The following is a 23,041-nucleotide window of genomic DNA, read 5'->3' on the forward strand; positions in this document are numbered from 1 at the left end:
TTACTTTTTTGCGAATTTTTTAGTAATCGCTTTTTGACCATCATTCACTTCTACAATGTACAATCCAGAAGCTAAGTCAGCCACATTAATTTCTTGTTGTGTTACTTTTCCTGTTTTCAAAGATTGTCCCATAAGGTTGTAAATTTGATAAGAAACACTACGGTTATCTATCATTCTAATGTTCAAAGTATTTTCTGTTGGGTTTGGATACATATCGAAATCGAACACGTTAGATTCTTCTGCGATTGTAGCATCACCCGTTACAGTTGTAATAGCAGAAGCACCAATATTTACTGTATAATCTTCCACTTCTCCATAAGAAAACGTTTCACAAGCCGTTGAAGTAGAACCGTATTTCATTTGAACTCTCATTCTTGTATTTCCAGCCGAAGCAGTGGTTGGTACTGTGAAAGTTGATGATAAGTTGCCGCTACTTGAAGAAGAACCTGCTACTACTTTTTCTGAAGTTTCAAACGTACCGTTTTTGTTGTAATCGATCCAGATAGACCAGTATTCTGTATAAGCAGATCCTGTAAATCCTGCGCTGAAAACAATAGTATTGGATCCGTAAGGTAAATTCGCTACTAAGCTTGTAAAGTTACCGTAACCAGCATTTGCACCGGTAGTATTCGTCATTCCGTTAAGAGCAACATAATCGATATATTCATCGACTACACTGTTTCCTTTGGATGCACAGTAGGTTGTAGTTCCTCCAGCTAAAGTCGTTACATTCACCGCGTTACTAGCTGCAGATAAATTGCCTGCTGCGTCTTTTGCTCTAACTGTGAAAGTATAAGCCGTTGAAGCTGTTAACCCAGCAACAGTAGCTGAATTCGAAGTAGAAGTCGTAACTAAAGTTGCCCCATTATAGATGTTATAACCTGTAACTCCAACATTATCTGTAGAAGCTGTCCAAGTCAAGTTCGTAGAAGACGAAGTTGTTCCTGAAGCTGCTAAATTTGTAGGTGTTGTTGGTACAGTAGTATCTGTTCCTCCACCAGAATAAGCAGCACCTACACCTACAGCATGCCATGCATTTGTAGTAGCGATTACTTCCGCAGAACCGGCACCGTATAATTCTGTAGCCGATTGTATAGAATATGTTCTTGCGTTCGCGAAAGTTGAATTGGCAGACAAGTAATTTGCTTCTGTTCGGTACGCGATTTTAGCTGCTTTATCAACAGAGATACCTGTTACATTGAAAGCATTCCCTAAATCATTTGTTCCCGATTTACCTACTGACAAAATGTAGAACCAGTGATTAAGCACTCCTGAATTCGTGTGCACTCCACAATAGTCGTTGGATTGTGTTGGTGTACAATTAGGGTTAATCCAATACGTTCCACCATACGTGTCCGGTTGTCCTTCAGCATTTGGGTTACTCATTGAACGCAATGCCACATGTCCTGATCTCATTTCGATATCTTCACCAATTAACCAAGGTTGTTTTGTTGGTGCAGCAAAGAACTCAACACAAGCTGCCCAGATATCTGAGAAACCTTCGTTCATTGCACCTGATTCTTTTTGGTAGGCTAGATTGGCCGTGTAAGTACATACAGCATGTCCGATTTCGTGTGCAGCAACGTCTAGAGACGTTAAAGCGTTAAATCCTCCTGTTCCACTTCCGTCACCATAGGTCATTCGAGAACCATCCCAATATGCATTGTTATAGTTGCTGCTATAGTGAACATAACTGTTAATCTTTGCACCTGCGTTATTATAACTATTTCTAGAATGCACAGTACTAAAATAATCGTACGTTTTTTCGGCACCCCAATGTGCGTCTAGTGCAGCATTATCTTTATTGGTGTTATTAAACTCCGCAGCAGTCCAGTTGTTATCTACATCCGTAAAGTTTACTGCTGAAGAATAATTGGTTCCTTTTTTCATGTTATACGTTTGCATACCACCACCTCTTGTATTATCCTGAAGGATATACGAAGAACCACTCAATAGCGTTTGGATTGTTTGTGTACCGCTGTAACGTGTTGCTGCATTGGCTGCAACGAAAATTGAAGGTGTTTTGAATAGGTTAACATCATTGTTATTGTTAGGTACTAAATTCTTACCATGACTATGTTCGCCTAAGTGCTTAATGGTTGCATTATAGAATAAGATTTGTCCGTTTTTAGCATCAACATAAACATCACCTCTACTTACCGGAGCGGTAGCATAGATGTCAAATTTATAGGCTAGTTTTACATCATTATCACTAACGGGTAGCAATACCAATTCCCCTTTTGGTTTTTCATAATTCAGTTTTGAAGCTTCTTCCTTATTATCCCAAAGGTATTTTTTAGCTTTGATCTGTGACAATGCTCTATTCAATGCTGCATCTGCAGAAAGCGAAGGTTGTACATCGATATTTCCAATCGTGTAGTACTCACCTGACATTGCAGTAACTCTGCCATTTTTAGCGTGAAGCGTGTAATTGGCAAATTCTACTTTAATACCTTGGTGAAACAATTGAAATTTTTCGTGGGTGTAACCCAATTCGTCAGTGTTTGACTTAATCTTTGAGAAGTTTTGGTTGTTTTTTAAACCCAATTGGCTTTTGAACAGCGATTGAGAATCTGAGGTTTTGAAGCCTGCATTTTCATTAAATGTTATGAAACCAGGAGTTCCATTTCCATTTTTTTCAATTTTGCTTACATTTTTGTCTGTTTGAGCAAACGACGACAATGTAAACAACGACAATGCAGTCAGCGAGGCTAAACCGCGTAGTTGTTTTTTCATAATTTGGTTGGTTTTTTGGTTGGTTAATAATTTGTTTATTTTTATCAAAATCGCAGTGTTTATGCAGAATTATTAACATTAATAAAAACCGAGCGTAACACTTACAAATTTTGAATATTCTTAACAATATTTGGTTTTATATCGTTAAAAAACAAAAATATGTTAAAGTATTGAAATAAAAATATGGTAAAACCATATTTTTTGTTAATGTCATAACAAAAAAGGGTCGTGCAATGCACGACCCTTTTACTTATTTTTTAATAATTATTTAAAATACCATTTCAGGAATTTCCCCTTCTATAATCAGGTTTGCTTCGGTAGCTTTGATGATTTCGTCTACTGAAACACCAGGTGCTCTTTCCAATAATTTGAAGCCTTTGTCTGTAATTTCCAAAACGGCCAATTCAGTAACCACTTTCTTCACACAACCAACTCCGGTTAGTGGTAAAGTACACTTTTTCAGAATTTTAGATTCTCCTGCTTTATTGACGTGCATCATGGCTACAATAATATTTTCGGCAGAAGCTACTAAATCCATAGCGCCTCCCATACCTTTCACCATTTTTCCTGGGATTTTCCAGTTGGCTATATCTCCATTTTCAGAAACTTCCATAGCGCCTAAAATAGTTAGATCAACCTTTTGCGCGCGAATCATTCCGAAACTGAATGCAGAGTCAAAAAAACTTGCGCCAGGTAATGTTGTTATGGTTTGTTTTCCGGCATTAATTACATCTGCATCTTCTTCTCCTGCGAAAGGAAATGGTCCCATTCCCAGAACTCCGTTTTCAGATTGAAATTCAACCGAAATATCTTCTCGAACATAATTGGCTACTAAAGTAGGTATACCGATACCTAGATTCACATAGTATCCATCTTTAACTTCTTTTGCGATTCTTTTTGCGATTTCTTCTTTACCTAATGCCATGATTAACTTTTTTGTCTTACCGTACGTTGTTCGATTCTTTTTTCAAATTTCTCACCTTGGAAAATACGATTGATCATAATCCCTGGAATGTGAATTTGGTTTGGATCCAATGTACCCGCCGGCACTAATTCTTCTACTTCGGCGATAGTGATTTTAGCAGCTCCTGCCATACAAGCGTTGAAGTTACGTGCGGTTCCTTTAAAGATTAAATTTCCTGCTTCGTCCCCTTTCCAAGCTTTTACGATTGAAAAATCAGCTTGATATGCTAATTCCATCACATGCATTTTTCCGTTAAATTCACGAGTTTCTTTTCCTTCAGCCACTTCGGTACCAAAACCTGCCGGAGTAAAAAAAGCGGGGATTCCGGCTTGAGCGGCGCGGCATTTCTCTGCTAAAGTTCCTTGAGGTGTTAATTCCACTTCCAATTCTCCGGACAACATTTGTCTTTCAAATTCGGCATTTTCACCCACATAAGAAGAGATCATTTTTTTAATTTGACGCTTTTGCAATAATAAACCCAATCCAAAATCGTCTACACCTGCATTGTTCGAAATACAAGTCAAATTCGTTACATTTTTAGTTACCAATTCGGCAATACTATTTTCAGGAATTCCACAAAGACCAAAACCACCTAGCATGATGGTTTGTCCGTCTTTAATATCGTGCAAAGCCTCTTTAACGTTGTTTACTTTTCTGTTAATCATTAGTTTGTTGTTTTAGCCCAGATGGAAGCGGCATCCTTTTATTGCTTTAACAAATGGCAATAAAAGATACAGCGTACAGCTGGAAAAGCTTCAAGTACAATTTAATTAATTTTAAATTCGTCTGTATTATTTTCATCTTCTGGTTTAACCGCAATAGAATCATTGGCGATAGAGTCACTAACCGTTCTTTTCGGAGCAACATAACAATCCACTTTGATTGATAAATCTTTTGGTTTTTCGAAACCTTCTTTCGATACATTCAAAGTAGGATCACCATAGCATTTTTTCATGAACAAAGCCCAAATTGGCAAAGCCATGGTAGCACCCTGTCCGGATGCCAATGTTCTGAAATGCGCCGAACGGTCTTCGTTACCCACCCAGACACCTGTTGCCAAATTAGGTACCATTCCGATAAACCAACCGTCGGATTGATTTTGAGTTGTTCCTGTTTTACCGGCAATAGGATTATCAAACATGTACGGATAACCCGTTACTCTATTGTATTTCCATCCTCCTCCTTGTGTTCTCAAACGATCACCGGAACCGGATTCGGTTACTCCTTCCATCAATTTGATAACCGCATACGCAACATCTTTACTCAATACGTCTTTGGATTCTAATTTTGGTTCAAAAATGACGTTACCGTTTTTGTCTTCGATTTTCGTAATTACCTGTGGTTTCAAATAAATTCCCTGGTTGGCAAACGAACTGAAAGCGGCCACTAAATCTCTCACGGTCATATCTACCGCTCCTAAAGCAATCGAAGGTTGAGAAGGAATATCCGTTTCAACTCCCAATTTCTTCACTAAATCAATCACCGCATCCGGTCCCGTTCTATCAATTAATTTTGCTGAAACCGTGTTCACCGAATTGGCTAAAGCTTTTTTCAATGTCATCATTCCTCGATATTTATGGTCAGAGTTTCTCGGTTCCCAATCTTCCGTTACATTATGTCTACCTTTGCGAATCATAAAAGGACCATCCACAATAGTATCACATGGTGACATCCCTAATTGTTCGATAGCTGTCGCATACACAAACGGTTTGAAAGTTGAACCCACTTGTCTTGCACCTAAACCAACGTGGTCGTACTGGAAATAACGATAATCTATTCCACCAACCCACGCTTTAACGAAACCGGTTTGCGGTTCCATTGCCATTAATCCCGGTTGTAAAAAATGTTTATAGTAACGAATAGAATCGTACGGTGTCATGATGGTATCTCTATCTCCTTTCCAAGTGAAAACGGTCATTTTCGTTTTGATGTAGAATGATTTTTTAATCTCCTCTTCATCTTTTCCATTTTCCGACAAAATTCTCCAACGCTCTGTATTACGCATGGATCGTTCCATAATTTTATCGATGTCTGTTTGTTGGATATTCACGAACGGTGCCGTTTTATTTTTCTTCATTTCCGTAAAAAATTCTTCCTGCAGATTTGCCAAGTGTTCTTTCGCAGCTTCTTCGGCATACAATTGCATTCTAGAATCGATGGTAGTATAGATTTTTAAACCGTCAGAATAGATATTATAATCAGAACCGTCTTCTTTTTTATTTTCCAATACCCATTTTTTCATGTAATCTCGAAGGTATTCACGGAAATAAGTAGCTGTTCCTTCGTTGTATTTTTCTGGAGTAAATGTTAATTTAATGGGTTTCGCCTGAAAATTTTCTTTTTGGCTTGCCGTCAAGAAATTGTTCTTTTCCATTTGTTTCAATACCACATTGCGTCGAAGTCTTACTTTTTCTTCACGACGAAGAGGGTTAAACAAAGAAGGGTTTTTAAGCATTCCGACCAGCATGGCTGCTTCATCAACAGTTAAATCTTTCGGTTCCTTAGCAAAATATACTTTGGAAGCCGATCGGATACCAACAGCCGTATTGATAAAATCGGCTCTGTTTAGGTACATTGCAATGATTTCATTTTTGGTATACTGGCGTTCTAAACGAATAGCAATAATCCATTCTTTTGCTTTTTGAACAATACGAAACAGTAAAAATTTTGACCCTTCACCGTGAAACAATAACTTAGCCAACTGCTGTGTTAATGTACTAGCTCCTCCGCTTGTACCGATACTTAAAACCGCTCGCATTGTTCCTCTTCCATCAATTCCTGAATGTTCGTAAAAACGTTCGTCTTCGGTAGCAACCAAAGCATTTACCAAATGTGGAGGCAAGTCTTCGTACTTGATTGGTGTTCTGTTTTCATTAAAAAACTTTCCGATAGTAACTCCATCGGACGAGATGATTTCGGTAGCTAAATTTGATTCCGGGTTTTCCAACTCTGAGAAAGAAGGCATAGGACCAAAAAGTCCCCAAGAAGCAAAAAGGAAAAACAATAAAATTCCTCCAAATCCCATGAAGAAAAATTTCCAGAATTTTTTCACGTAAGGTGAATAGTCTGGTTTGCTAGTTTTTGTTTTTTGTGTCATCCTATTTCTTTTGTAATGATTCTATTCTAAAACCTATTTCTGTAATCCCATTCAAACGTTCCACACCTTTAACCTTTCCGGTTTGTCTTACAGCTTGTTGAATGGATACTTTGTATTTTCCGTCTTCAGGGAAAGACATATTTTCTTTGTACCAAAGTTTGTTTTCTTTAATATCTGACCAACCTTCACCCATAAGTGTTCCATCAGCATTAGCCATTTGATACTCCAAAGTATCCACTTTTATTTTTCCTTTGGGCTGTTCCATTTTCACAATCAAGAATAGATTACTAAACTCATAATCGTTATTATTTCTTACATTAAGAAACAAGTTTACAGGAATATTTGACGCTTTTTGCTCAAAATCAAATGTAATAATACTGTCTTTATGCCATCCATCTTCGATTGTTTTGTATTCATCAAAGACCTGACTTTCATCACATGACACCAACATCAATGCGGAGAAAAAAAACAGCAGGCTACTTTTTAGGATTCTTCTTGTCATTTCTAAATTTAGAACGGTTTGGTTTATTCTCTTTTTTCTCACCACCAGCTTGTGCAACCGGTTGCTGTTGCTCTTTATTTTGGTTTTGCTGAGGGCGACGTTTTTTATTGTTGTTTTTATTTTTCTTTTTAGGCTGATCAAAACGGGTTAAACTATCCTGACCCATTGCATTCTGGAACGTTTTTTCCACTTCCGGTTTATCAGCTTCAATTGCATAATCTTCTAACGCAGAAACTTTCGTTTTCTGTTTGTTCAATGCCATAATTTCTTTTACATGTTCTGCTTTCAATACATGCCATTGAGAGAAATTATCAACATAAGAGAACCACATTAACCCTTTGAAAATATCTATTTTCTGGCATACTGCTTCTCCTTTATCTGTATATAACTTCGTGTCCATATCCGGAAGATGCTTTAAAGCATCCATATACGTATCCAATTCATAATTCAGACAGCATTTTAATTTACCACACTGTCCCGCTAATTTTTGAGGATTTAGCGACAATTGTTGGTAACGTGCTGCAGAAGTATTCACGCTTCTGAAATCGGTCAACCAAGTAGAACAACACAATTCTCGTCCGCAAGAACCAACACCACCCAAACGAGAAGCTTCCTGACGGAAACCTACCTGTTTCATTTCGATACGGATTTTAAATTCACTTGCGTAATCTTTAATTAATTGACGAAAATCGACACGGTCATTGGCTGTATAATAGAACGTTGCTTTTGAGGCATCACCTTGAAATTCTATATCCGAAATTTTCATTTCCAATTTCAATGCAATTGCCAATTCACGAGCACGAACTTTCATTGGCTCTTCTCTATCGCGTGCTTCGCTCCAAATATCGATGTCTTTTTGTGATGCTTTACGATACACTTTAGGAACTTCACCTTCGTGATTTACCCCCTTTTTCTTCATTTGAACCTTAACCAATTCTCCGGTTAAAGTAACAATACCTACATCGTGTCCTGGAGATGCTTCAGTGGCAACAATATCACCAATGCTAAGGGTCAGCTTTTCTGAATTTCTGTAGAATTCTTTTCTCCCGTTTTTGAAACGCACTTCCACACAATCAAAAGGCTCTTGACCTCCTGGAAGGCTCATATTAGAAAGCCAATCAAAAACAGTTAATTTATTGCAGCTATCGGTACCGCAAGTCCCATTATTTTTACACCCCTTTGGCGCTCCGCCAGTCGAGGTTGAACAACTATTACATGCCATAATTTTATATATATTGATCGTTCCATTGTAACATGAAACTACTATTGCCAAATTACTATTAGAGGGTAAAGATACATATTTTAAATTCCAAAAAAGAAATCCCAAATACCAATTTTTACATTTTGGGATTTGGGATTTAAAATCGGTAAATTTTAAAAAATTTATTCGATGATCTTGAATAGTTTGTCAGAAAGACGTACCCTAAAAGGCACTTCAAAGGTAATTTTATCATTTACAGTTCCTTTTGTACCTTCTGAACCATTTACACGCAATTTGGAAATTACCAATTCTTGGTTACCTGTTGTTGGGCCAGAAATCAAAATTGTATTACCCACCTCAATTTCACCATTGGTAATTAAAAACTGTGCAACATTGGCTTTTACGAAGAAATGTTCCGCTTTTCCAACGAGCGTTTTTTTAATTTTTATTTTCTGACGGATATTTCTTGGTTTTTCTTCACCGGTCGCTTTAGCTAATGGAATTGCAGAAAGCTCACCTGATTTTTTAAACACTAACGAATCCGATTTACCTTTTCTGAAAATTTTATTACCAACTTGAATTCCTCTTCTTTTCTTCACCTGCTCAGCCAAAGGCAAATGCGTTGTTTCTAAACAATCGGATGAACAACAGTTTTCCATTTTATCTGCACATTCATCACATTGAATGAATAACAAATGGCAACCATCATTAGCACAATTCGTATGGGTATCACAAGGCTTACCACATTGATGGCATTGCGCGATAATATCATCTGTAATTCTTTCTCCTAATCGATGATCGAATACGAAATTCTTACCAATGAATTTACTTTCTAGTCCTTCTTCTTTAATTTGCTTGGCGTAATTTATAATACCGCCTTCTAGTTGGTATACATTTTTAAAGCCTTGGTGCTTGAAATAGGCAGAAGCTTTTTCACAACGAATACCGCCGGTACAATACATCACCAAATTTTTATCTTCTTTGAAATCTTTCAATTGATCATTGATGATTGGGAGTGATTCGCGGAAGGTCTCCACATCGGGAGTAATTGCTCCTCTGAAATGACCTACTTCACTTTCGTAATGATTTCTGAAATCCACTACAATTGTATTGGGATCATCCAAAATGGCATTGAAATCTTTTGCATTCAGATGCACTCCTTTGTTTGTTACATCAAAAGTTGCGTCATTTAACCCATCGGCAACAATTTTATGGCGAACTTTAACTGTTAATTTCAAAAATGAATGATCATCTTGTTCCACAGCAACATTCAATCGAATACCTTTCATAAAATCATAGGCTTCCAAAGTTTCACGGAAAGCTTCGAAATTTTCAGCCGGAACCGACATTTGCGCATTGATACCTTCTTTGGCCACATAAGTTCGGCCTAAAGCATCTAGCTTATTCCATTCAATAAATAAATCGTCTCTGAATTTTTGAGGATTTTCAATGTTTGCATACGCATAGAAAGACAACGTAAGGCGTTGTTGACCAGCCTGATCAATCAGTTCTTTTCTTTCTTCTGCGCTTAAGGTGTTATACAGTTGCATGCTATAAACGTTAAGTGAGAAATTAATAAATACAAACCCTAGATGGAAGGATTCCGATGCAAAGGTATTGCTTTTTATATAATTTCAAAATCTTTCCCAGGCAAAGGCCTCAACACTCCTTTCAATTCCATATTTAACAGAATAGAAGAAAGTCTAAAGACTGGAATTCCACATTCGATGGCGATTGTATCCAAGTGCGCCTTACTTTGTTTTTGTAGATAATTATAAATACTTTGTTCATCACCATCTAACGAAACAAACAACTGTTTTTGAATCGCTTTTTGAGTTGATTTTTTAATATCCCAATTCAGGTGATAAATCAAATCACAGGCATTTGTTAAAGTTTGTGCTTTATTGTTTTTAATTAGTTCGTTACATCCCTGACTGTATTTATCGGTGGTACGGCCTGGTACGGCAAACACATCACGATTATAGTCATTAGCCATGGTAGCAGTAAGTAATGAGCCTCCTTTTTCAGCACTTTCAATCACAACAGTCGCTTCAGACATTCCGGCTACGATACGATTTCGTCTGACAAAATTCTCTCGATCCGGATTGGAAGTACTCCAAAATTCGGTTATAAAGCCTCCATTTTCTTCCATTTTGGCCATATACTTTTTATGTACTTTCGGATAAATCTGATTGAGACCGTGTGCTAAAACACCAATTGTTTGTAGTTTATTTTCCATCGCCGATTGATGTGCAATAATATCAACACCATAAGCAAACCCGCTAACGATAATAGGATTCAGTGGTGCTAAATCAGCAATAAGTTTTTTACAAAATTCGGCACCATAAGAAGTCACCTTTCGAGTTCCTACGAGACTAATTATTTTTCGATTATTCAGATTGATGTTTCCTGCCGTGAAGAGTAAAACAGGAGCGTCAAAACAATGTTTGAGTCTTTCTGGGTACAGCGCTTCCTGATAATGTAAAACCTGAATGTTTTGTTGTTGTATGAATTGCAATTCTGCTTCCGCTAGTTGCAAGTAAGTGTTCTTTTGAAGACTTTTACTAAGTAAAGGTCCGATACCGTCAATTTTTGCCAACTCCTTAGGTTTGGCTTTGAAGACTTCTTCTGCTGAACCCAAATGCTGTAGTAACTTTTTTGCGGTGACATCACCGATCCCTTCTACCTTTAATAAGGCTAAGGCATATAATAAATCTTGTTGTAACATGGCGTATAAAAATAGAATCACAAAATAAACGAAATTTAAATTGTTAATAACATTTGTTGATAAAATTTTTATTTCGTCTTGTATTCTTTATTTTTGTTGCTATGAATATCTCACAATACATTTCTCAGTTATTGTACCGTTATCAATGTGTAACGGTTCCGGGTTTTGGTGCTTTTTTAACCGAAACCATATCTGCAAACATACAGGAAAGTAACCACACCTTTTTCCCACCGAAAAAAGTTATTGCTTTTAATGCGAATATAAAAAGTAACGATGGCTTATTAGCCAATCACATTGCTCAAGTTGAAAAAACCACCTATGCGGAAGCTCTTGGTAAAGTTAAAACAGAAGTTGCAGAATGGAATATCAAATTAGAGAATCGCGATTATTTGATTTTCAAAGGTATTGGACTTTTGAAATTAAATCCTGAAAACAACATTGTCTTTGAAGCTTCTAGTCATGTAAACTATCTTACCGATGCATTCGGATTAAGTTCGTTTGTTTCTCCGGTAGTTAAGCGTGAAGAATTGAAGAAAGTTATTGATGCTTCAGTTGAAGAAAAGCCAACAATTGAATTGATCCAAGAGCGAAAGATTAGCCGTCCTTATTTACGATATGCGGCAATGTTTGTTCTCTCTTTGGGAGGCGCAGGATTTGGTTATGCCACTTACATCACCCAACAGGAACAAACCGAAACCATGATAGTTCAAGCAGAGGTTCAAAAAGAATTGAAAAACAAAATACAGGAAGCTACATTTTTTATTAGCAATCCTATTACTGAGGCAACAATCAACCCGAACTTGAATTACGATTTTCACATTGTTTCCGGTTCTTTCAGAAATAAGAAAAATGCAGAAAACGCGATGAACTTACTAATTCAAAAAGGGTATCAGGCATCGGTTTTAGCAAGAAATGAAGATGATTTATTTTCTGTATTGTATGGAACGTATTCATCTCAAGTTGAGGCTGACGAAGCATTATTGAAAATCCAAAGTGAAGAAAACAAAGACGCTTGGATTCTCCTGGAAGAAAAATAATACACGCAAAGCCTTTCACTACTGAAAGGCTTTTTTATTTACAAAACATCATAACTTAGTATCTTTATAAAAAATTAACATGCAAACTAAATTCCCTTCAGAATCCTTAACGGTTTTAACCGATTTGGTTTTACCTAGTGAGACCAATCCTTTGAATAACTTATTTGGTGGCGAACTATTAGCCAGAATGGATAGAGCTGCAAGTATTGCTGCACGTCGTCATTCCCGTCGCATCACCGTCACTGCATCTGTAAATCACGTTGCTTTTAACAGAGCCATTCCATTAGGAAGTGTAGTCACTGTAGAAGCGAAAGTCTCTAGAAGTTTCAAGTCATCAATGGAAATTTATATTGATGTTTGGATTGAAGATCGTGAGTCTGGCAGTAAAACCAAAGCGAATGAAGCCATTTATACGTTTGTAGCTGTTGATGAAACGGGGCGTCCTGTAGAAGTGCCTCAAATTGTACCCGAAACCGAAGAAGAAAAAGCGCGTTTCGATGCTGCATTACGCAGAAAACAATTGAGTTTGGTTTTGGCCGGAAAAATGAAACCCGACGAAGCAACAGAATTGAAAGCGTTATTCACTTCCTAATCACAATAAAAAAAGTCCCGAATTCGGGACTTTTTTATTACATATTGATAATCCAGGATTGTGGATTTAATTTGGTCGTATTTTGGTAAATCAAGAATTTCAAAACCGATTTTCCTGCTGATTGATTGTAGAAGATTTCTCCTAATGCTTGTTTGGTTGTTACTTTGCTTCCTTTACTTACAAACACTTTTCCAATGTTAGAATAGGTAGTGGTATAATCCCCGTGACGAATCATTATCGTAGCTGTACCGTTTGGTGCCATTTGCACATCACTGACTTCACCGTTGAAGACTGCACGTGCTTTAGCTCCTCTTTCAGAAGAAACTTCAATACCACTACTTTCAATCATAATGGAAGGTTCTAATGGGTGTGGTTGACGACCAAAACGTTTGGTTAATGCTCCCTTTTCTACTGGCCAAGGTAAACGGCCTCGATTGGCTTTAAAATCATTCGCTAGCTCTTTGGCTTCCGGTGTTAATACGAAAGTAGTAGTATTGGTGGTATTACCCGCCTTCTTGTTGGCAGCGGCAATTGCTTCACGAATCAATCGTTCGATTTGACGTTCGATTGCCTTCGCTTCTTTTTGTTTTTTACGTATGTCAGCAATGATTTTATTCTTATCTTTTTTAATAGAATTCAGTTCTCTTTGCTGTTCTTGACGTTGTTTTTCTAATTCTTTCTTCTCTTGTTCGCTTTCGGCAATAAGTTTTTCCTTTTCTTTCTTTTGAATTGATAGCTTATTATTGAATCTCTCCAACTCTAAAGTTTTGGCTTTAATTTCTTCTCCTTGCACTTTACGGAAACTTGAATATTGCTTCATGTATTGAAAACGCTTGTAGGCCTGCAAAAAATTATCAGAAGACAAGATGAACATGGCTTTACTTTGTTCCGATCGGCTTTTATAAGACTTCACGATATTCTTCGAATAGTCTTCTTTCAATACCACCAATTCCTTTTTAAGATTATTTACCTTCACTTGATTGATGTACATACTATTACCCAAAACCTTTTTTTGCTTTTCGGTAGTATTAATCAATTTTTGTTGCAAACCGATTTTCACATTTTGCTGTTCCACCACTTTTACGGCCGACTTTTCTTTTTTCTTCTGTGTTTGCAATAATTTTTCCTGCTGACGGATTTCTTCTTGCAATCGCGCTTTTTGCTCTTCAAGTTTGCGTTGTCTTTCTTCTTCTTGTGCTACAGAAGAAGTTATTGTAAACAAAGCGAAAAGGAGTATAAAATATTTTGACATTCGGTGTTATTTGGCTATTTGATGATTACTTGTTCATATCCATTGGGTACATTGTACACAAAATTCAAATCTTCATTGAATTTTGCATCTTTGTATTCGACACCAATAGAAGTAGTTTGATTGTTCTGCATTGCAAAAATAGCAACTTCTTGTGGTAAAACACTTTCTGGGAACGATTTATACTCTGAATAATTCACCAACATTTTACGTTCTGGTGTCAATTGTTTGATTTCTTGCTTTTTGATGGTAAAAGTGTCGGGGTTAAACACAAACGATTTTATGAAATTTCCAGTAGTAACTTCATCCAATCGTGGTGCGCTTTCCTCCTGAACCACATCATATTTTGCCTTTGATAAATCATCTATTGCTTGTCCGATGAGCATGTTCTGCACCTTTTGAAAGTCTAAATCGGTTCCAAGCCATTGGCTTAACATTTTATAATCTCCTTCAAAATAGGTATTTCTTGCTTTTTCGTAGTATTTTACTTGAGTAGGCGTTATTAAAGCCTTTGCTCCTGTAATACCAAAAAACTTGACTGTCACCAAAATCATTTCGTCCTTTTTGATGCGGATATCAGCCGCAACGTTCATTGATTGTTTTGGACTTACGTAACTAACATTAGCATTTATCATTAACGTTTTAAAGTTACGATTAACGGCATAATGATTCGAAATGATATTTTTTACCGTTTCATTCGACACTGTGGTTTCGACATCCACAGGAGCTACTAAATTCTGTTTGGGTTTACAAGAAACCACTGCTAGCAAAAGCAGTATAGGAATTATTTTTTGCATTCTTTTTATTTCTTTTTAAGACGATTGGCCCTTAGGGCGTATTCATCACTTTTTTTACTATCTCCCAATGCTTTAAACACATCTGATAAAACCTGACAAAAATCGGTTTCCAGTGCTACATTGTCTACTACATAATCTATGCCTGTTTCCAAAAAGTCGATAGCTTTTTTATAATTTTTTTGTTTACTGGAAGCCTTTCCAGCGAAATAATAATATTCGGGCTGATTTGGATAGGTGTCTACCAATTCTGATGCCTTTTTAAACATACTTTCAAAATTAGCGACCTCTTCGTACGAAGCTAATAAGAAAATATTGGCTTCTATATCGCTATTGTTTGTTACAAATGATTTCTCTAAATATTGCGTTGCTTTTGACCAATCTTTTCTTTTGTAATAAAATTTCCCCAGTTCTTTGTAAACATTCACATCGGTGTCGTTTTCAAAATAGGTTGCGATTTTTGTCAATTGATTTTCGAAAGTTGGGTTTTTCGTTGTAAAAATCAGAAATTCATTAAACATTCTGAATTTTATTTTCTTGTCAATTTTTCTACCATCCAAAACTTTCAACAAAGATCCTAAAGCTTCATTTCCTTTGTTTTCATTGATATGGTATTTGAACAGGAATACTTGCGCCCATTCTGAATTGGGAATATTTTGTTCCAACTTTTGGGTAATCTGCCTCGCCTTTTCCTCTTGATTATTCTCCGAGTATTTGTAAATTAAAGAAATGTAATTTTCCTCATTTAGCGGATTTTGCTCTATGGCTTTTTCGAGGTCACTTTTTCCAGTACTGTTGTTTAACGCTTGTGCATTAATTTCCAATCGATAGCGATCACGAACTTCCGTTTTACCGAATGCTTCGTCTAATTCGTTGATTAAAACCAAGGCTTTATCGTATTGTCGCGTGTACATGTAAAGTGACAATAAATCTTCCTTGTAGTTTTTATCTAGTGGAATAATTTTTTGAAGTGTTAAAATTCCCTGATTGTAATTTTTAGTTTCATAATACACTTCGTACAAATCGATCCAATACCATTTGTTATTGGGTTCCATTTGCGTAGCTTTAATCAGCGCATTTTCAGCTTCAATAAAATTCTTTTGGTAGCTATAGTTTTTTCCTAATTCATGATAAATTACCGAATTATTGGGTTGCAATTTCAAGCATTTTTCCAGAGCAGCAATTGCTTTGTCGTAATTTTCGATGCCTTTTTGTTTGAGCGATTCATAATAGGCTTCTTGAAAATCATCTTCCGCTAATGCAATTTCATCCGGTTCGGTTTGGGCCATAGCGACAGTTGAGATGCAAAACATCCCAAAAGCTAACGCAATATTTACCAACCCCTTTTTCACCATTTATTCTAAAACGGAGTAATCTCCGATACTGATACTTTTAAAATCACCATCAAATGTTGCATGATTCCCTATCATCGCATTGTCTAATTTTGCATTACGGATATGCGCATGAGTTTGCACCAAACTATTTTGAATTTTCACATTCGTTAGATGACTTGCTTTTCCTAATGACACATTCGGTCCTACTGTTGAATTAATTAAAATTACATCTTCCCCAATGAAACATGGCGGAATGATGGTAGAATTCTCAATACGAACAGTATCGGCTATTAAATTTTCCTCTCCGTCATGTTGTAGAAAATTCAGCATACGCGAATTGGTTTCCACCGTAACATTCTTGTTACCACAATCCATCCATTCCTCTACTTTACCTGGCACAAATTTCATGCCTTTTTGTTTCATGTTCTCCAAACCGTCGGTTAATTGGTATTCTCCACCTTTTACTACATTGTTGTCTAACAGGAATTGCAACTCACTTCTTAGCGTTTCTCCTGATTTGAAATAATAGATTCCGATGATAGCTAAATCCGAAACAAATTCCTTTGGTTTTTCGACAAAATCCACTATTTCATTCGCATCGTTTAATTGTACCACTCCGAAAGCACTTGGATCTTCTACTTGTTTTACCCAAATCACACTATCTGCTGTAGTATCTAACGTAAAATCGGCTCTAAAAAGTGTATCGGCATACGCCACAACGATTGGTCCTTCCATAGATTCTTTCGCACAAAGAATAGCATGTGCCGTTCCTAAAGGTTCATTTTGGTAATAAATGCTCCCTTTCGCACCTAATTTTTCTGCAATGGCAATTAATTCTTGTGGTACTTTATCACCAAAATCTTTATGAATAATGAAGGCAATTTCGTCTATTTTATGATCGATTACTTTTGCGATATCTTCAACCAATCGGTGCACAATAGGTTTTCCGGCAATTGGGATTAACGGTTTTGGAACGGTTAATGTATGTGGGCGAAGACGTGAGCCACGGCCTGCCATAGGGACGATTATTTTCATATTTATTGAAAGATTGAATGATTAAAAAAATCTTTTAATCGATGTATTATTATTTATTTTACTCCTGTACTTCCGAAGCCACCTTCACCACGATTGGTTTCGGTTAATTCATTTACTTCGATCCATTCGGCACGCTCGTGTTTGGCGATGACAAGCTGTGCAATGCGCTCGCCATTTTCCACTACAAAAGCTTCGTTGGATAAATTTACTAAAATTACACCAATTTCGCCTCTATAATCGGCATCGACAGTACCGGGAGAATTCAATACCGTGATCCCTTTTTTGAATGCCAATCCACTTCGCGGACGAACCTGAGCTTCATAGCCAATGGGCAACTCGATAAATAATCCTGTTTTAACCAACGCGCGTTCCAATGGTTTTAGTGTAATGGGCGCTTCTATATTGGCACGAAGATCCATTCCTGCAGAAGCATTGGTTTCGTAATTGGGTAATAGATGCTGTGATTTATTAATGATTTTGATTTGCATATTCTTAGTTTCTTTGTGGCTAGCCGTGATGGTAGCGAAAAGCCTTTTGAAATTACTGTTGTTGTTTTCCCGTACTGAAAAAGCGAACGAAGTAAGCTCTTTTTGGGACAAAGGAAAACCAACAGGAATACAAAAGCTTACAGCGTACAGCGCGATCAGCTCCTGAAAATTATTTTCGTTTTACTATTTTTAAAATCGTTTCTTTTTCGTTTCGATAAATATAATAACCAAAAATTACTAAAGCAAATATCCCGAAGATATAGCTTTCTCTAAATTTGGGAACATAAAATGACAAGGCCGAAAGAAAAATGGACAGCCCAAGATAAGCAACAATTTTTTCTTTATCGTAAGGAATCGGGTATTTTTTCTGACCCAGAAAATACGAAATAAACATCATACTTCCGTAAGCCACAATAGTCGCGATTGCGGAACCATAATAACTCATTGAACGAACCAACAAATAGTTGAGCACTAACGTGAGAATTGCACCAATTATAGAAATAATAGCCCCAATATGTGTTTTATTGATGAGTTTGTACCACACCGAAAGATTGGTGTAAATGCCTAAAAAGAAATTGGCTATAATAATTAACGGAACTACATTCATAGCATCCCAATAGTTGCTATTGGGAACTAAAAGCAATTTCAACAGATCAATGAAAACGATGACAAACAGTAAAATGAATGAGCCCGAAATTACGAAATACTTAGTGATGGTGGCGTACGTCTGTGAAGCGTTTTCCTTATCAGCATGGCTGAAGAAAAAAGGTTCGATTCCCAGTGTATAGGCTGTGCGGAACAATACCATGAACATTCCCAGTTTATAGCAGGCTGAATAAGCACCGATATCCGCTTTGGGAACATTTAATTTTTCCAATAAGATTTTATCAAAATGCTCGTTGATGGCGAAACCGATTCCGGCAATCAGGATAGGCAATCCGTAGCGCATCATTTTTTTCCAAAGTGCAAAATCGAAATGCCAATTGATTTTAAAATAGTTGTTTGATACTACCACAAAAGTGAACAAACTGGCCAACAAATTCGAAACGAAAATGTAACCGACTTGAAAATTTTCAAAATAGATGGTACTTAAAAGATTGTCTTTGGACAACTTTGGCAAAATCATCAAGAAGAAAATATTCAATCCAAAATTAATCCCAACGTTGGCGATTTTGATTATCGCGTATTTCATGGGTTTGCTTTCGGCTCTTAATTTTGAAAACGGAATGATGACCAAGGCATCCAACACTAAAATCCAAATGGTATACGTAATGTATTCGGTTTTCACATTGATCCAATCAGCGATGGTTTCCCTATATATTAAACTTGAAAACAGAAAAATAAGAGACGACCAGAACAGTGATATGGTGGATGTAGCAATAACATTTTTTTTATCTTCTTCCAGATTGTAAAACCGAAAGAAAGCGGTTTCCATTCCGTAGGATAAGATGACATTGAAAAAAACCAGGTAAGCGAAAATAATGGAAACATCCGCAAACTCCGTTTTTGGTAATGCATGCACATACAACGGATTAAGCATGAAGCTTATCATTCTTGGCAAAACGGTTGCCAAACCATAAATCAGTGTTTGTTTGAAAAGGCTTTTATAAACGCTCAAAGTGAATTTATTTGCAACAAAAATAATTAATTTCTTGGTCGTACTGAAGGATACGCTAGCATTTCTTTTCTGGTAACATTTTTGATTTTGTAGTGTTTGAGTTTCCCTTTTTGGGTAAATTCTAAAACAGCTTCATCATCAGAAATAGGAATTGGTGCTTCAATCTTCTTTACTTCGACAGGTGGAGCATCAGAAACTAGCTCTTCATTGTTATGCAGATTAGCTGTTCCGTGAAAAGCAATAACGTATTGTGTTTCACTATTTTTTTGGACAACGGCTTTTTTTCCTCTGAAATAGACTTGATTCAAAATAATATCGGTAGGTAATTCCTGTTCAAATTCCAGATGAAAATTGGTGCCAGAACCTCCCCCACGAACTCCTGCAACCCAGTTTTGAAAATAGACTTCTTTAATTTTAACTGGGAATGTGCTTGTTTCCTGATACGCTAACTTATTACAACAACTAAGCTGTAACAGTAACAGTAATATTATATTTAGTACTTTCATAACTACTCATTTTTAGAAAAGAAAAATACATCTTCTACAGTTTCTTTTGGTTCAGGGATGTCTTCATCGGTCAAAGCGCGCAATACATCTCTAGTTATATTTTTAATCTGTATTACCCTGTTCGCTTGATTTTGTACACATTTTTCGAATAAATTTCGAACCACACGAGCATTTCCAAAACTTTCATCTCGTTTGTCGTATAACAATTCGAACGTTTCTTTTACTTTATCTATTGCATCTTCCGTTAAAACAAAATCCAATTTTTGGCATGAAGCTTCAAATATGGCATACAATTGCTGTGGCTTAAAATGCTCAAAATGGAAATACCTATTAAATCGTGAACGCAAACCTGGATTCGACTCAATAAAAAGTTGCATCGGTTCTGTATAGCCAGCTACAACTACTGCCAAATTATCCCGATTGTCTTCCATTCGTTTCAGGATGGTATTCACTGCTTCAGCACCGTAATCACTTTGCATGGCATTTTGATTCAGTGCATAAGCTTCATCCACAAACAAAACACCTCCTATACTTTCATCGACTACTTTGTCTGTTTTAATGGCGGTTTGTCCCACATACCCAGCAATCAATCCTTCCCTATCCGTCTCATACAATTGACCATTGGATAAAAACCCTAGTAATTTAAAGATACGACTCAATAATCGAGCCACAGTGGTTTTACCTGTTCCCGGAGGACCAAGAAAAACGGTATGTAAGGCAATGTCAATATTTTGTAATCCGGCTTCTTTTCTTTTCTTCTGAATTTCTAGCAAATTAATCAGTTCCTTGATATCCGCTTTCACTTCTTCAAGACCAATTAAAGCTTCGAGCTCGGCCATGACTTTTTCCAGTGAATCATTTTCGGGAGGCAAGCTGATTGCTGTATTTACAGGTTGTTTTAATTCTTGATTCTCCACTATTTTTTGGATTTTCGATTGAACTTCAGTTGAAGATCCAAAAACCAATTGGCCCACACTTTCAAAATGTTTTTTTGCTTCTTCCAATTTTGAATTCTTTGCATTGGTTAAAGCTTCAATCACAAAATTTTGCGTCTCTTTTGTAGCGGAAGCAATTTTACAACCCAACAACAATTTTTGAATATTGTGTTTGAAATCTGGGGAAACTGCTAATCGGTTCAGTGTATTGATAGCTGCTTCGTCTACAAATTTTTCGTTTCGCAATACATCATAAAAATACGCCAAAGAAAACCATTGTTTCTCGGTCAATTCTTTTTGATTTTCGATCAATGTGATGATATCGGAAAGGAAAAAGTGTTCGGCTTTATACAATCCTATTTGATTCGCCTCTTTATGAACCAACGCATTGCTCTGCTGAACAAACTGAGCATCTTTATTGAGCTCTTTACAAAAAGTAAGCAGTTTAGACGCCGCTTCTTTTAATGCTACGATATCTTCTTTCTTGATAATCATCTGTCCGGATTCGACTTGTCCTTCAATATTGTTTTTGAGTGAAAGCAAGTATTCCTGTAAAATTGTTATTGGATTTTGGTTTTTCAAGGCAGTGTGAATTAAGATTCCATCATTTGATGAACGATTTCTTTGTACAATTTACGGTGATCGTCTCCGAACTCTTTCCAAGCCAATCCTTTTTCTCTCAAATCGTAATGTGCGATAATCGAACCATATTTTTGTTTGGATCCGTTTACTGTGGGATGACCGATAACATATATAACTTGTGCCATTTCTATAGCCAATTCGATATCATGTGTTGAAAACAATACCGTATTAAATTCTGATTCGTCGCACAACAAATCGAACGATTTTTTTACTTCTTGAATGTTCCCGATATCCAAACCTGAAAAAGGTTCATCCATAACAATAAATTTATCCGAAGAAAACAATTGCTCAATGATAGCGGTTCGTTGTCTTTGTCCGCCGGAAAGTTCATTTGGGTATTTGTCTTCACATGTTTCCAAACCCCATTTCTGGATATGATCGTTGATTTTTTTGTCTTTTTCTGTTTTGGAAAGTGTACTTTTTCGTAAGGCAAATTCGAGAGTTTGTCGTACCGTTTTATGACGGAATAAGGTATATTTCTGATCTACGAAACCAATATCTCCTTCTTTAACTGGTTTGGCTGCATTGGGTTCATTACTTTCAAAATCTTTAATTAAGATTTTTCCAGTTTCGGGATGAACTAGTCCGGTAAGCGCTTTAAAAAAAGTCGATTTACCTCGACCTGATCTTCCTACGACTGCAATAATTTGCCCGGTTTGATCCTTATCCTTGCGAACTACATCTTTTTCAATTAAACTAATGTCTTTGATAATTGTAACACCATCATACGCTACGCTTAAGTTCTCTACATAAAGTAAAGTGTCTTTAAAATGAAATTCCATCAGTTTATATTTTTGAGTATCTAAAAATTGATTTACGTAAGAAATTTATTCCCCAATCTAAAAAGAGACCGATTAATAAAATAATAATTTGCAAGGCGATGATACGTCCGTGATTCATGAATTTATCCGAGTTTTTGATTAGGAATCCCAAGCCACCGGAAGCCACAACGATGGATTCTACGGTTACTAACATCATCCAAGTAATCGCCAGATTTTGACGGATTACATCGATAACATGATCTACTCTTCCCAAAATAATTACCTGCCACAAGACTTCCCATCTTGAGCATTTTAATGTTTTGGCATGGTCGAATTCTTCTTGTGGTATCGCTGAAATTACGGCAATCAATGACGTAGTTAAAAACGTTGTCAAGAAAATAACCATGATCCAAATTTGCATATTACGTGCTTCATGAATAACCATCGTGATATAAAATGATAATCCGGTGAACGGCAAGAAACGAAGTTTGGTTACAAACTCAGCGATTGGTTTCAGAATAGGAATCGGAAACGAATAAGCAAAGATCATGGATAAGATGACTGCCAAAAAAATAGACAGAAAACACAATTTCAACGAATTAAAAATGTGTACTACCAAACCTTCATTATACAATTCTGAAAAACCCTTAAATACTTGTGCCGGTGAAGGAAACAAATGTTTTTCACCCATGGTTCCTAGAAACCAAATTGCTAATAATGCAATAATCCATACCGCTAAAATAATTGTTTTATTGGCTTTGGAAATTTTCTCGAAAGGCGTAATTAATTTTATCATAAGAGTAAAAAGGCTACCCCGAAGGA

General features: G+C 36.5%; 20 protein-coding genes. 2 read left to right on the top strand and 18 right to left on the bottom strand.

Annotated features, from left to right (window positions below):
- From ACS8MM_RS12975 to dprA, 8 genes are all read right to left on the bottom strand, one after another.
- Positions 1-2,736 (bottom strand): M4 family metallopeptidase, encoded by a 2,736-nt coding sequence (locus tag ACS8MM_RS12975; protein WP_379717601.1) that lies wholly within the window; start codon positions 2,734-2,736, stop codon positions 1-3.
- 268 nt (positions 2,737-3,004) lie between these two features.
- On the bottom strand, positions 3,005-3,661 hold the full coding sequence (locus ACS8MM_RS12980) for a CoA transferase subunit B (protein WP_379717603.1): 657 nt from the start codon (positions 3,659-3,661) through the stop codon (positions 3,005-3,007).
- Between the two features lie 2 nt (positions 3,662-3,663).
- Complete coding sequence (locus ACS8MM_RS12985; RefSeq protein ID WP_379717605.1) at positions 3,664-4,365, bottom strand: CoA transferase subunit A; 702 nt, start codon at positions 4,363-4,365, stop codon at positions 3,664-3,666.
- 101 nt (positions 4,366-4,466) lie between these two features.
- Positions 4,467-6,797, bottom strand: a complete 2,331-nt coding sequence (locus ACS8MM_RS12990; RefSeq protein WP_379717607.1) for a penicillin-binding protein 1A — start codon at positions 6,795-6,797, stop codon at positions 4,467-4,469.
- Position 6,798: 1 nt separating this feature from the next.
- Positions 6,799-7,299 (bottom strand): gliding motility lipoprotein GldH, encoded by a 501-nt coding sequence (locus ACS8MM_RS12995; protein ID WP_379717609.1) that lies wholly within the window; start codon positions 7,297-7,299, stop codon positions 6,799-6,801.
- Positions 7,274-8,521 (bottom strand): PSP1 domain-containing protein, encoded by a 1,248-nt coding sequence (locus tag ACS8MM_RS13000; protein WP_379717611.1) that lies wholly within the window; start codon positions 8,519-8,521, stop codon positions 7,274-7,276. The genes ACS8MM_RS12995 and ACS8MM_RS13000 overlap by 26 nt, the downstream gene beginning before the upstream one ends.
- A 161-nt stretch (positions 8,522-8,682) precedes the next feature.
- A complete protein-coding gene (trhO, locus tag ACS8MM_RS13005; RefSeq protein ID WP_379717613.1) occupies positions 8,683-10,050 on the bottom strand; it encodes an oxygen-dependent tRNA uridine(34) hydroxylase TrhO in 1,368 nt (455 codons plus the stop codon).
- A gap of 74 nt (positions 10,051-10,124) precedes the next feature.
- Positions 10,125-11,228: a DNA-processing protein DprA gene (dprA, locus tag ACS8MM_RS13010; RefSeq protein WP_379717615.1), complete on the bottom strand. Its 1,104-nt coding sequence runs from the start codon at positions 11,226-11,228 to the stop codon at positions 10,125-10,127.
- Between the two features lie 101 nt (positions 11,229-11,329).
- On the opposite strand from dprA, the gene ACS8MM_RS13015 reads away from it, so the two are divergent.
- Positions 11,330-12,265 (top strand): SPOR domain-containing protein, encoded by a 936-nt coding sequence (locus ACS8MM_RS13015; RefSeq protein ID WP_379717617.1) that lies wholly within the window; start codon positions 11,330-11,332, stop codon positions 12,263-12,265.
- Positions 12,266-12,344: 79 nt separating this feature from the next.
- Positions 12,345-12,857, top strand: a complete 513-nt coding sequence (locus ACS8MM_RS13020; protein ID WP_379717619.1) for an acyl-CoA thioesterase — start codon at positions 12,345-12,347, stop codon at positions 12,855-12,857.
- Between the two features lie 37 nt (positions 12,858-12,894).
- Here ACS8MM_RS13020 and ACS8MM_RS13025 read toward each other — a convergent pair whose 3' ends face one another.
- The 10 genes from ACS8MM_RS13025 to ACS8MM_RS13070 form a co-directional block, all read right to left on the bottom strand.
- A complete protein-coding gene (locus ACS8MM_RS13025) occupies positions 12,895-14,109 on the bottom strand; it encodes a murein hydrolase activator EnvC family protein (RefSeq protein ID WP_379717621.1) in 1,215 nt (404 codons plus the stop codon).
- A gap of 14 nt (positions 14,110-14,123) precedes the next feature.
- Positions 14,124-14,903: a DUF4292 domain-containing protein gene (locus ACS8MM_RS13030; protein WP_379717623.1), complete on the bottom strand. Its 780-nt coding sequence runs from the start codon at positions 14,901-14,903 to the stop codon at positions 14,124-14,126.
- A gap of 5 nt (positions 14,904-14,908) precedes the next feature.
- The gene (locus tag ACS8MM_RS13035) at positions 14,909-16,189 is read right to left on the bottom strand and encodes a tetratricopeptide repeat protein (protein ID WP_379717625.1); all 1,281 of its coding nucleotides are present in this window, start codon (positions 16,187-16,189) and stop codon (positions 14,909-14,911) included.
- A 66-nt stretch (positions 16,190-16,255) separates the two neighbouring features.
- Positions 16,256-17,269 carry a sugar phosphate nucleotidyltransferase gene (locus ACS8MM_RS13040; RefSeq protein ID WP_379717627.1) on the bottom strand — a complete coding sequence of 338 codons (1,014 nt, stop codon included), beginning with the start codon at positions 17,267-17,269 and terminating at the stop codon, positions 16,256-16,258.
- Positions 17,270-17,322: 53 nt separating this feature from the next.
- A complete protein-coding gene (dut, locus tag ACS8MM_RS13045) occupies positions 17,323-17,757 on the bottom strand; it encodes a dUTP diphosphatase (protein WP_379717629.1) in 435 nt (144 codons plus the stop codon).
- Between the two features lie 169 nt (positions 17,758-17,926).
- Complete coding sequence (locus ACS8MM_RS13050) at positions 17,927-19,375, bottom strand: lipopolysaccharide biosynthesis protein (protein ID WP_379717631.1); 1,449 nt, start codon at positions 19,373-19,375, stop codon at positions 17,927-17,929.
- A gap of 26 nt (positions 19,376-19,401) precedes the next feature.
- Positions 19,402-19,881, bottom strand: coding sequence for a hypothetical protein (locus tag ACS8MM_RS13055; RefSeq protein WP_379717633.1), 480 nt, complete (start codon positions 19,879-19,881; stop codon positions 19,402-19,404).
- 2 nt (positions 19,882-19,883) lie between these two features.
- Positions 19,884-21,398 carry an AAA family ATPase gene (locus ACS8MM_RS13060; protein ID WP_379717635.1) on the bottom strand — a complete coding sequence of 505 codons (1,515 nt, stop codon included), beginning with the start codon at positions 21,396-21,398 and terminating at the stop codon, positions 19,884-19,886.
- Positions 21,399-21,409: 11 nt separating this feature from the next.
- Entirely contained in the window at positions 21,410-22,240 is an 831-nt protein-coding gene (locus ACS8MM_RS13065) for an ATP-binding cassette domain-containing protein (RefSeq protein WP_379717637.1), read from the bottom strand.
- Positions 22,241-22,244: 4 nt separating this feature from the next.
- Positions 22,245-23,015 (bottom strand): ABC transporter permease, encoded by a 771-nt coding sequence (locus tag ACS8MM_RS13070; protein WP_379717639.1) that lies wholly within the window; start codon positions 23,013-23,015, stop codon positions 22,245-22,247.
- Positions 23,016-23,041 lie beyond the last annotated feature (26 nt).

Source organism: Flavobacterium sp. MAHUQ-57 (genome assembly GCF_051908335.1).
Classification (GTDB): domain Bacteria; phylum Bacteroidota; class Bacteroidia; order Flavobacteriales; family Flavobacteriaceae; genus Flavobacterium.

What these genes read in the sequence shown, in the direction of transcription:
- trhO (WP_379717613.1), bottom strand. Translation starts at nt 10,050, where the DNA reads ATGCAACTGTATAACACCTTAAGCGCAGAAGAAAGAAAAGAACTGATT.
- ACS8MM_RS13015 (WP_379717617.1), top strand. Translation starts at nt 11,330, where the DNA reads ATGAATATCTCACAATACATTTCTCAGTTATTGTACCGTTATCAATGT.
- ACS8MM_RS12995 (WP_379717609.1), bottom strand. Translation starts at nt 7,299, where the DNA reads ATGACAAGAAGAATCCTAAAAAGTAGCCTGCTGTTTTTTTTCTCCGCA.
- ACS8MM_RS12980 (WP_379717603.1), bottom strand. Translation starts at nt 3,661, where the DNA reads ATGGCATTAGGTAAAGAAGAAATCGCAAAAAGAATCGCAAAAGAAGTT.
- ACS8MM_RS13030 (WP_379717623.1), bottom strand. Translation starts at nt 14,903, where the DNA reads ATGCAAAAAATAATTCCTATACTGCTTTTGCTAGCAGTGGTTTCTTGT.
- ACS8MM_RS13055 (WP_379717633.1), bottom strand. Translation starts at nt 19,881, where the DNA reads ATGAAAGTACTAAATATAATATTACTGTTACTGTTACAGCTTAGTTGT.
- ACS8MM_RS12975 (WP_379717601.1), bottom strand. Translation starts at nt 2,736, where the DNA reads ATGAAAAAACAACTACGCGGTTTAGCCTCGCTGACTGCATTGTCGTTG.
- ACS8MM_RS13070 (WP_379717639.1), bottom strand. Translation starts at nt 23,015, where the DNA reads ATGATAAAATTAATTACGCCTTTCGAGAAAATTTCCAAAGCCAATAAA.
- ACS8MM_RS13025 (WP_379717621.1), bottom strand. Translation starts at nt 14,109, where the DNA reads ATGTCAAAATATTTTATACTCCTTTTCGCTTTGTTTACAATAACTTCT.
- dprA (WP_379717615.1), bottom strand. Translation starts at nt 11,228, where the DNA reads ATGTTACAACAAGATTTATTATATGCCTTAGCCTTATTAAAGGTAGAA.
- ACS8MM_RS13000 (WP_379717611.1), bottom strand. Translation starts at nt 8,521, where the DNA reads ATGGCATGTAATAGTTGTTCAACCTCGACTGGCGGAGCGCCAAAGGGG.
- ACS8MM_RS13020 (WP_379717619.1), top strand. Translation starts at nt 12,345, where the DNA reads ATGCAAACTAAATTCCCTTCAGAATCCTTAACGGTTTTAACCGATTTG.
- ACS8MM_RS12990 (WP_379717607.1), bottom strand. Translation starts at nt 6,797, where the DNA reads ATGACACAAAAAACAAAAACTAGCAAACCAGACTATTCACCTTACGTG.
- ACS8MM_RS13035 (WP_379717625.1), bottom strand. Translation starts at nt 16,189, where the DNA reads ATGGCCCAAACCGAACCGGATGAAATTGCATTAGCGGAAGATGATTTT.
- ACS8MM_RS13065 (WP_379717637.1), bottom strand. Translation starts at nt 22,240, where the DNA reads ATGGAATTTCATTTTAAAGACACTTTACTTTATGTAGAGAACTTAAGC.
- ACS8MM_RS13040 (WP_379717627.1), bottom strand. Translation starts at nt 17,269, where the DNA reads ATGAAAATAATCGTCCCTATGGCAGGCCGTGGCTCACGTCTTCGCCCA.
- dut (WP_379717629.1), bottom strand. Translation starts at nt 17,757, where the DNA reads ATGCAAATCAAAATCATTAATAAATCACAGCATCTATTACCCAATTAC.
- ACS8MM_RS12985 (WP_379717605.1), bottom strand. Translation starts at nt 4,365, where the DNA reads ATGATTAACAGAAAAGTAAACAACGTTAAAGAGGCTTTGCACGATATT.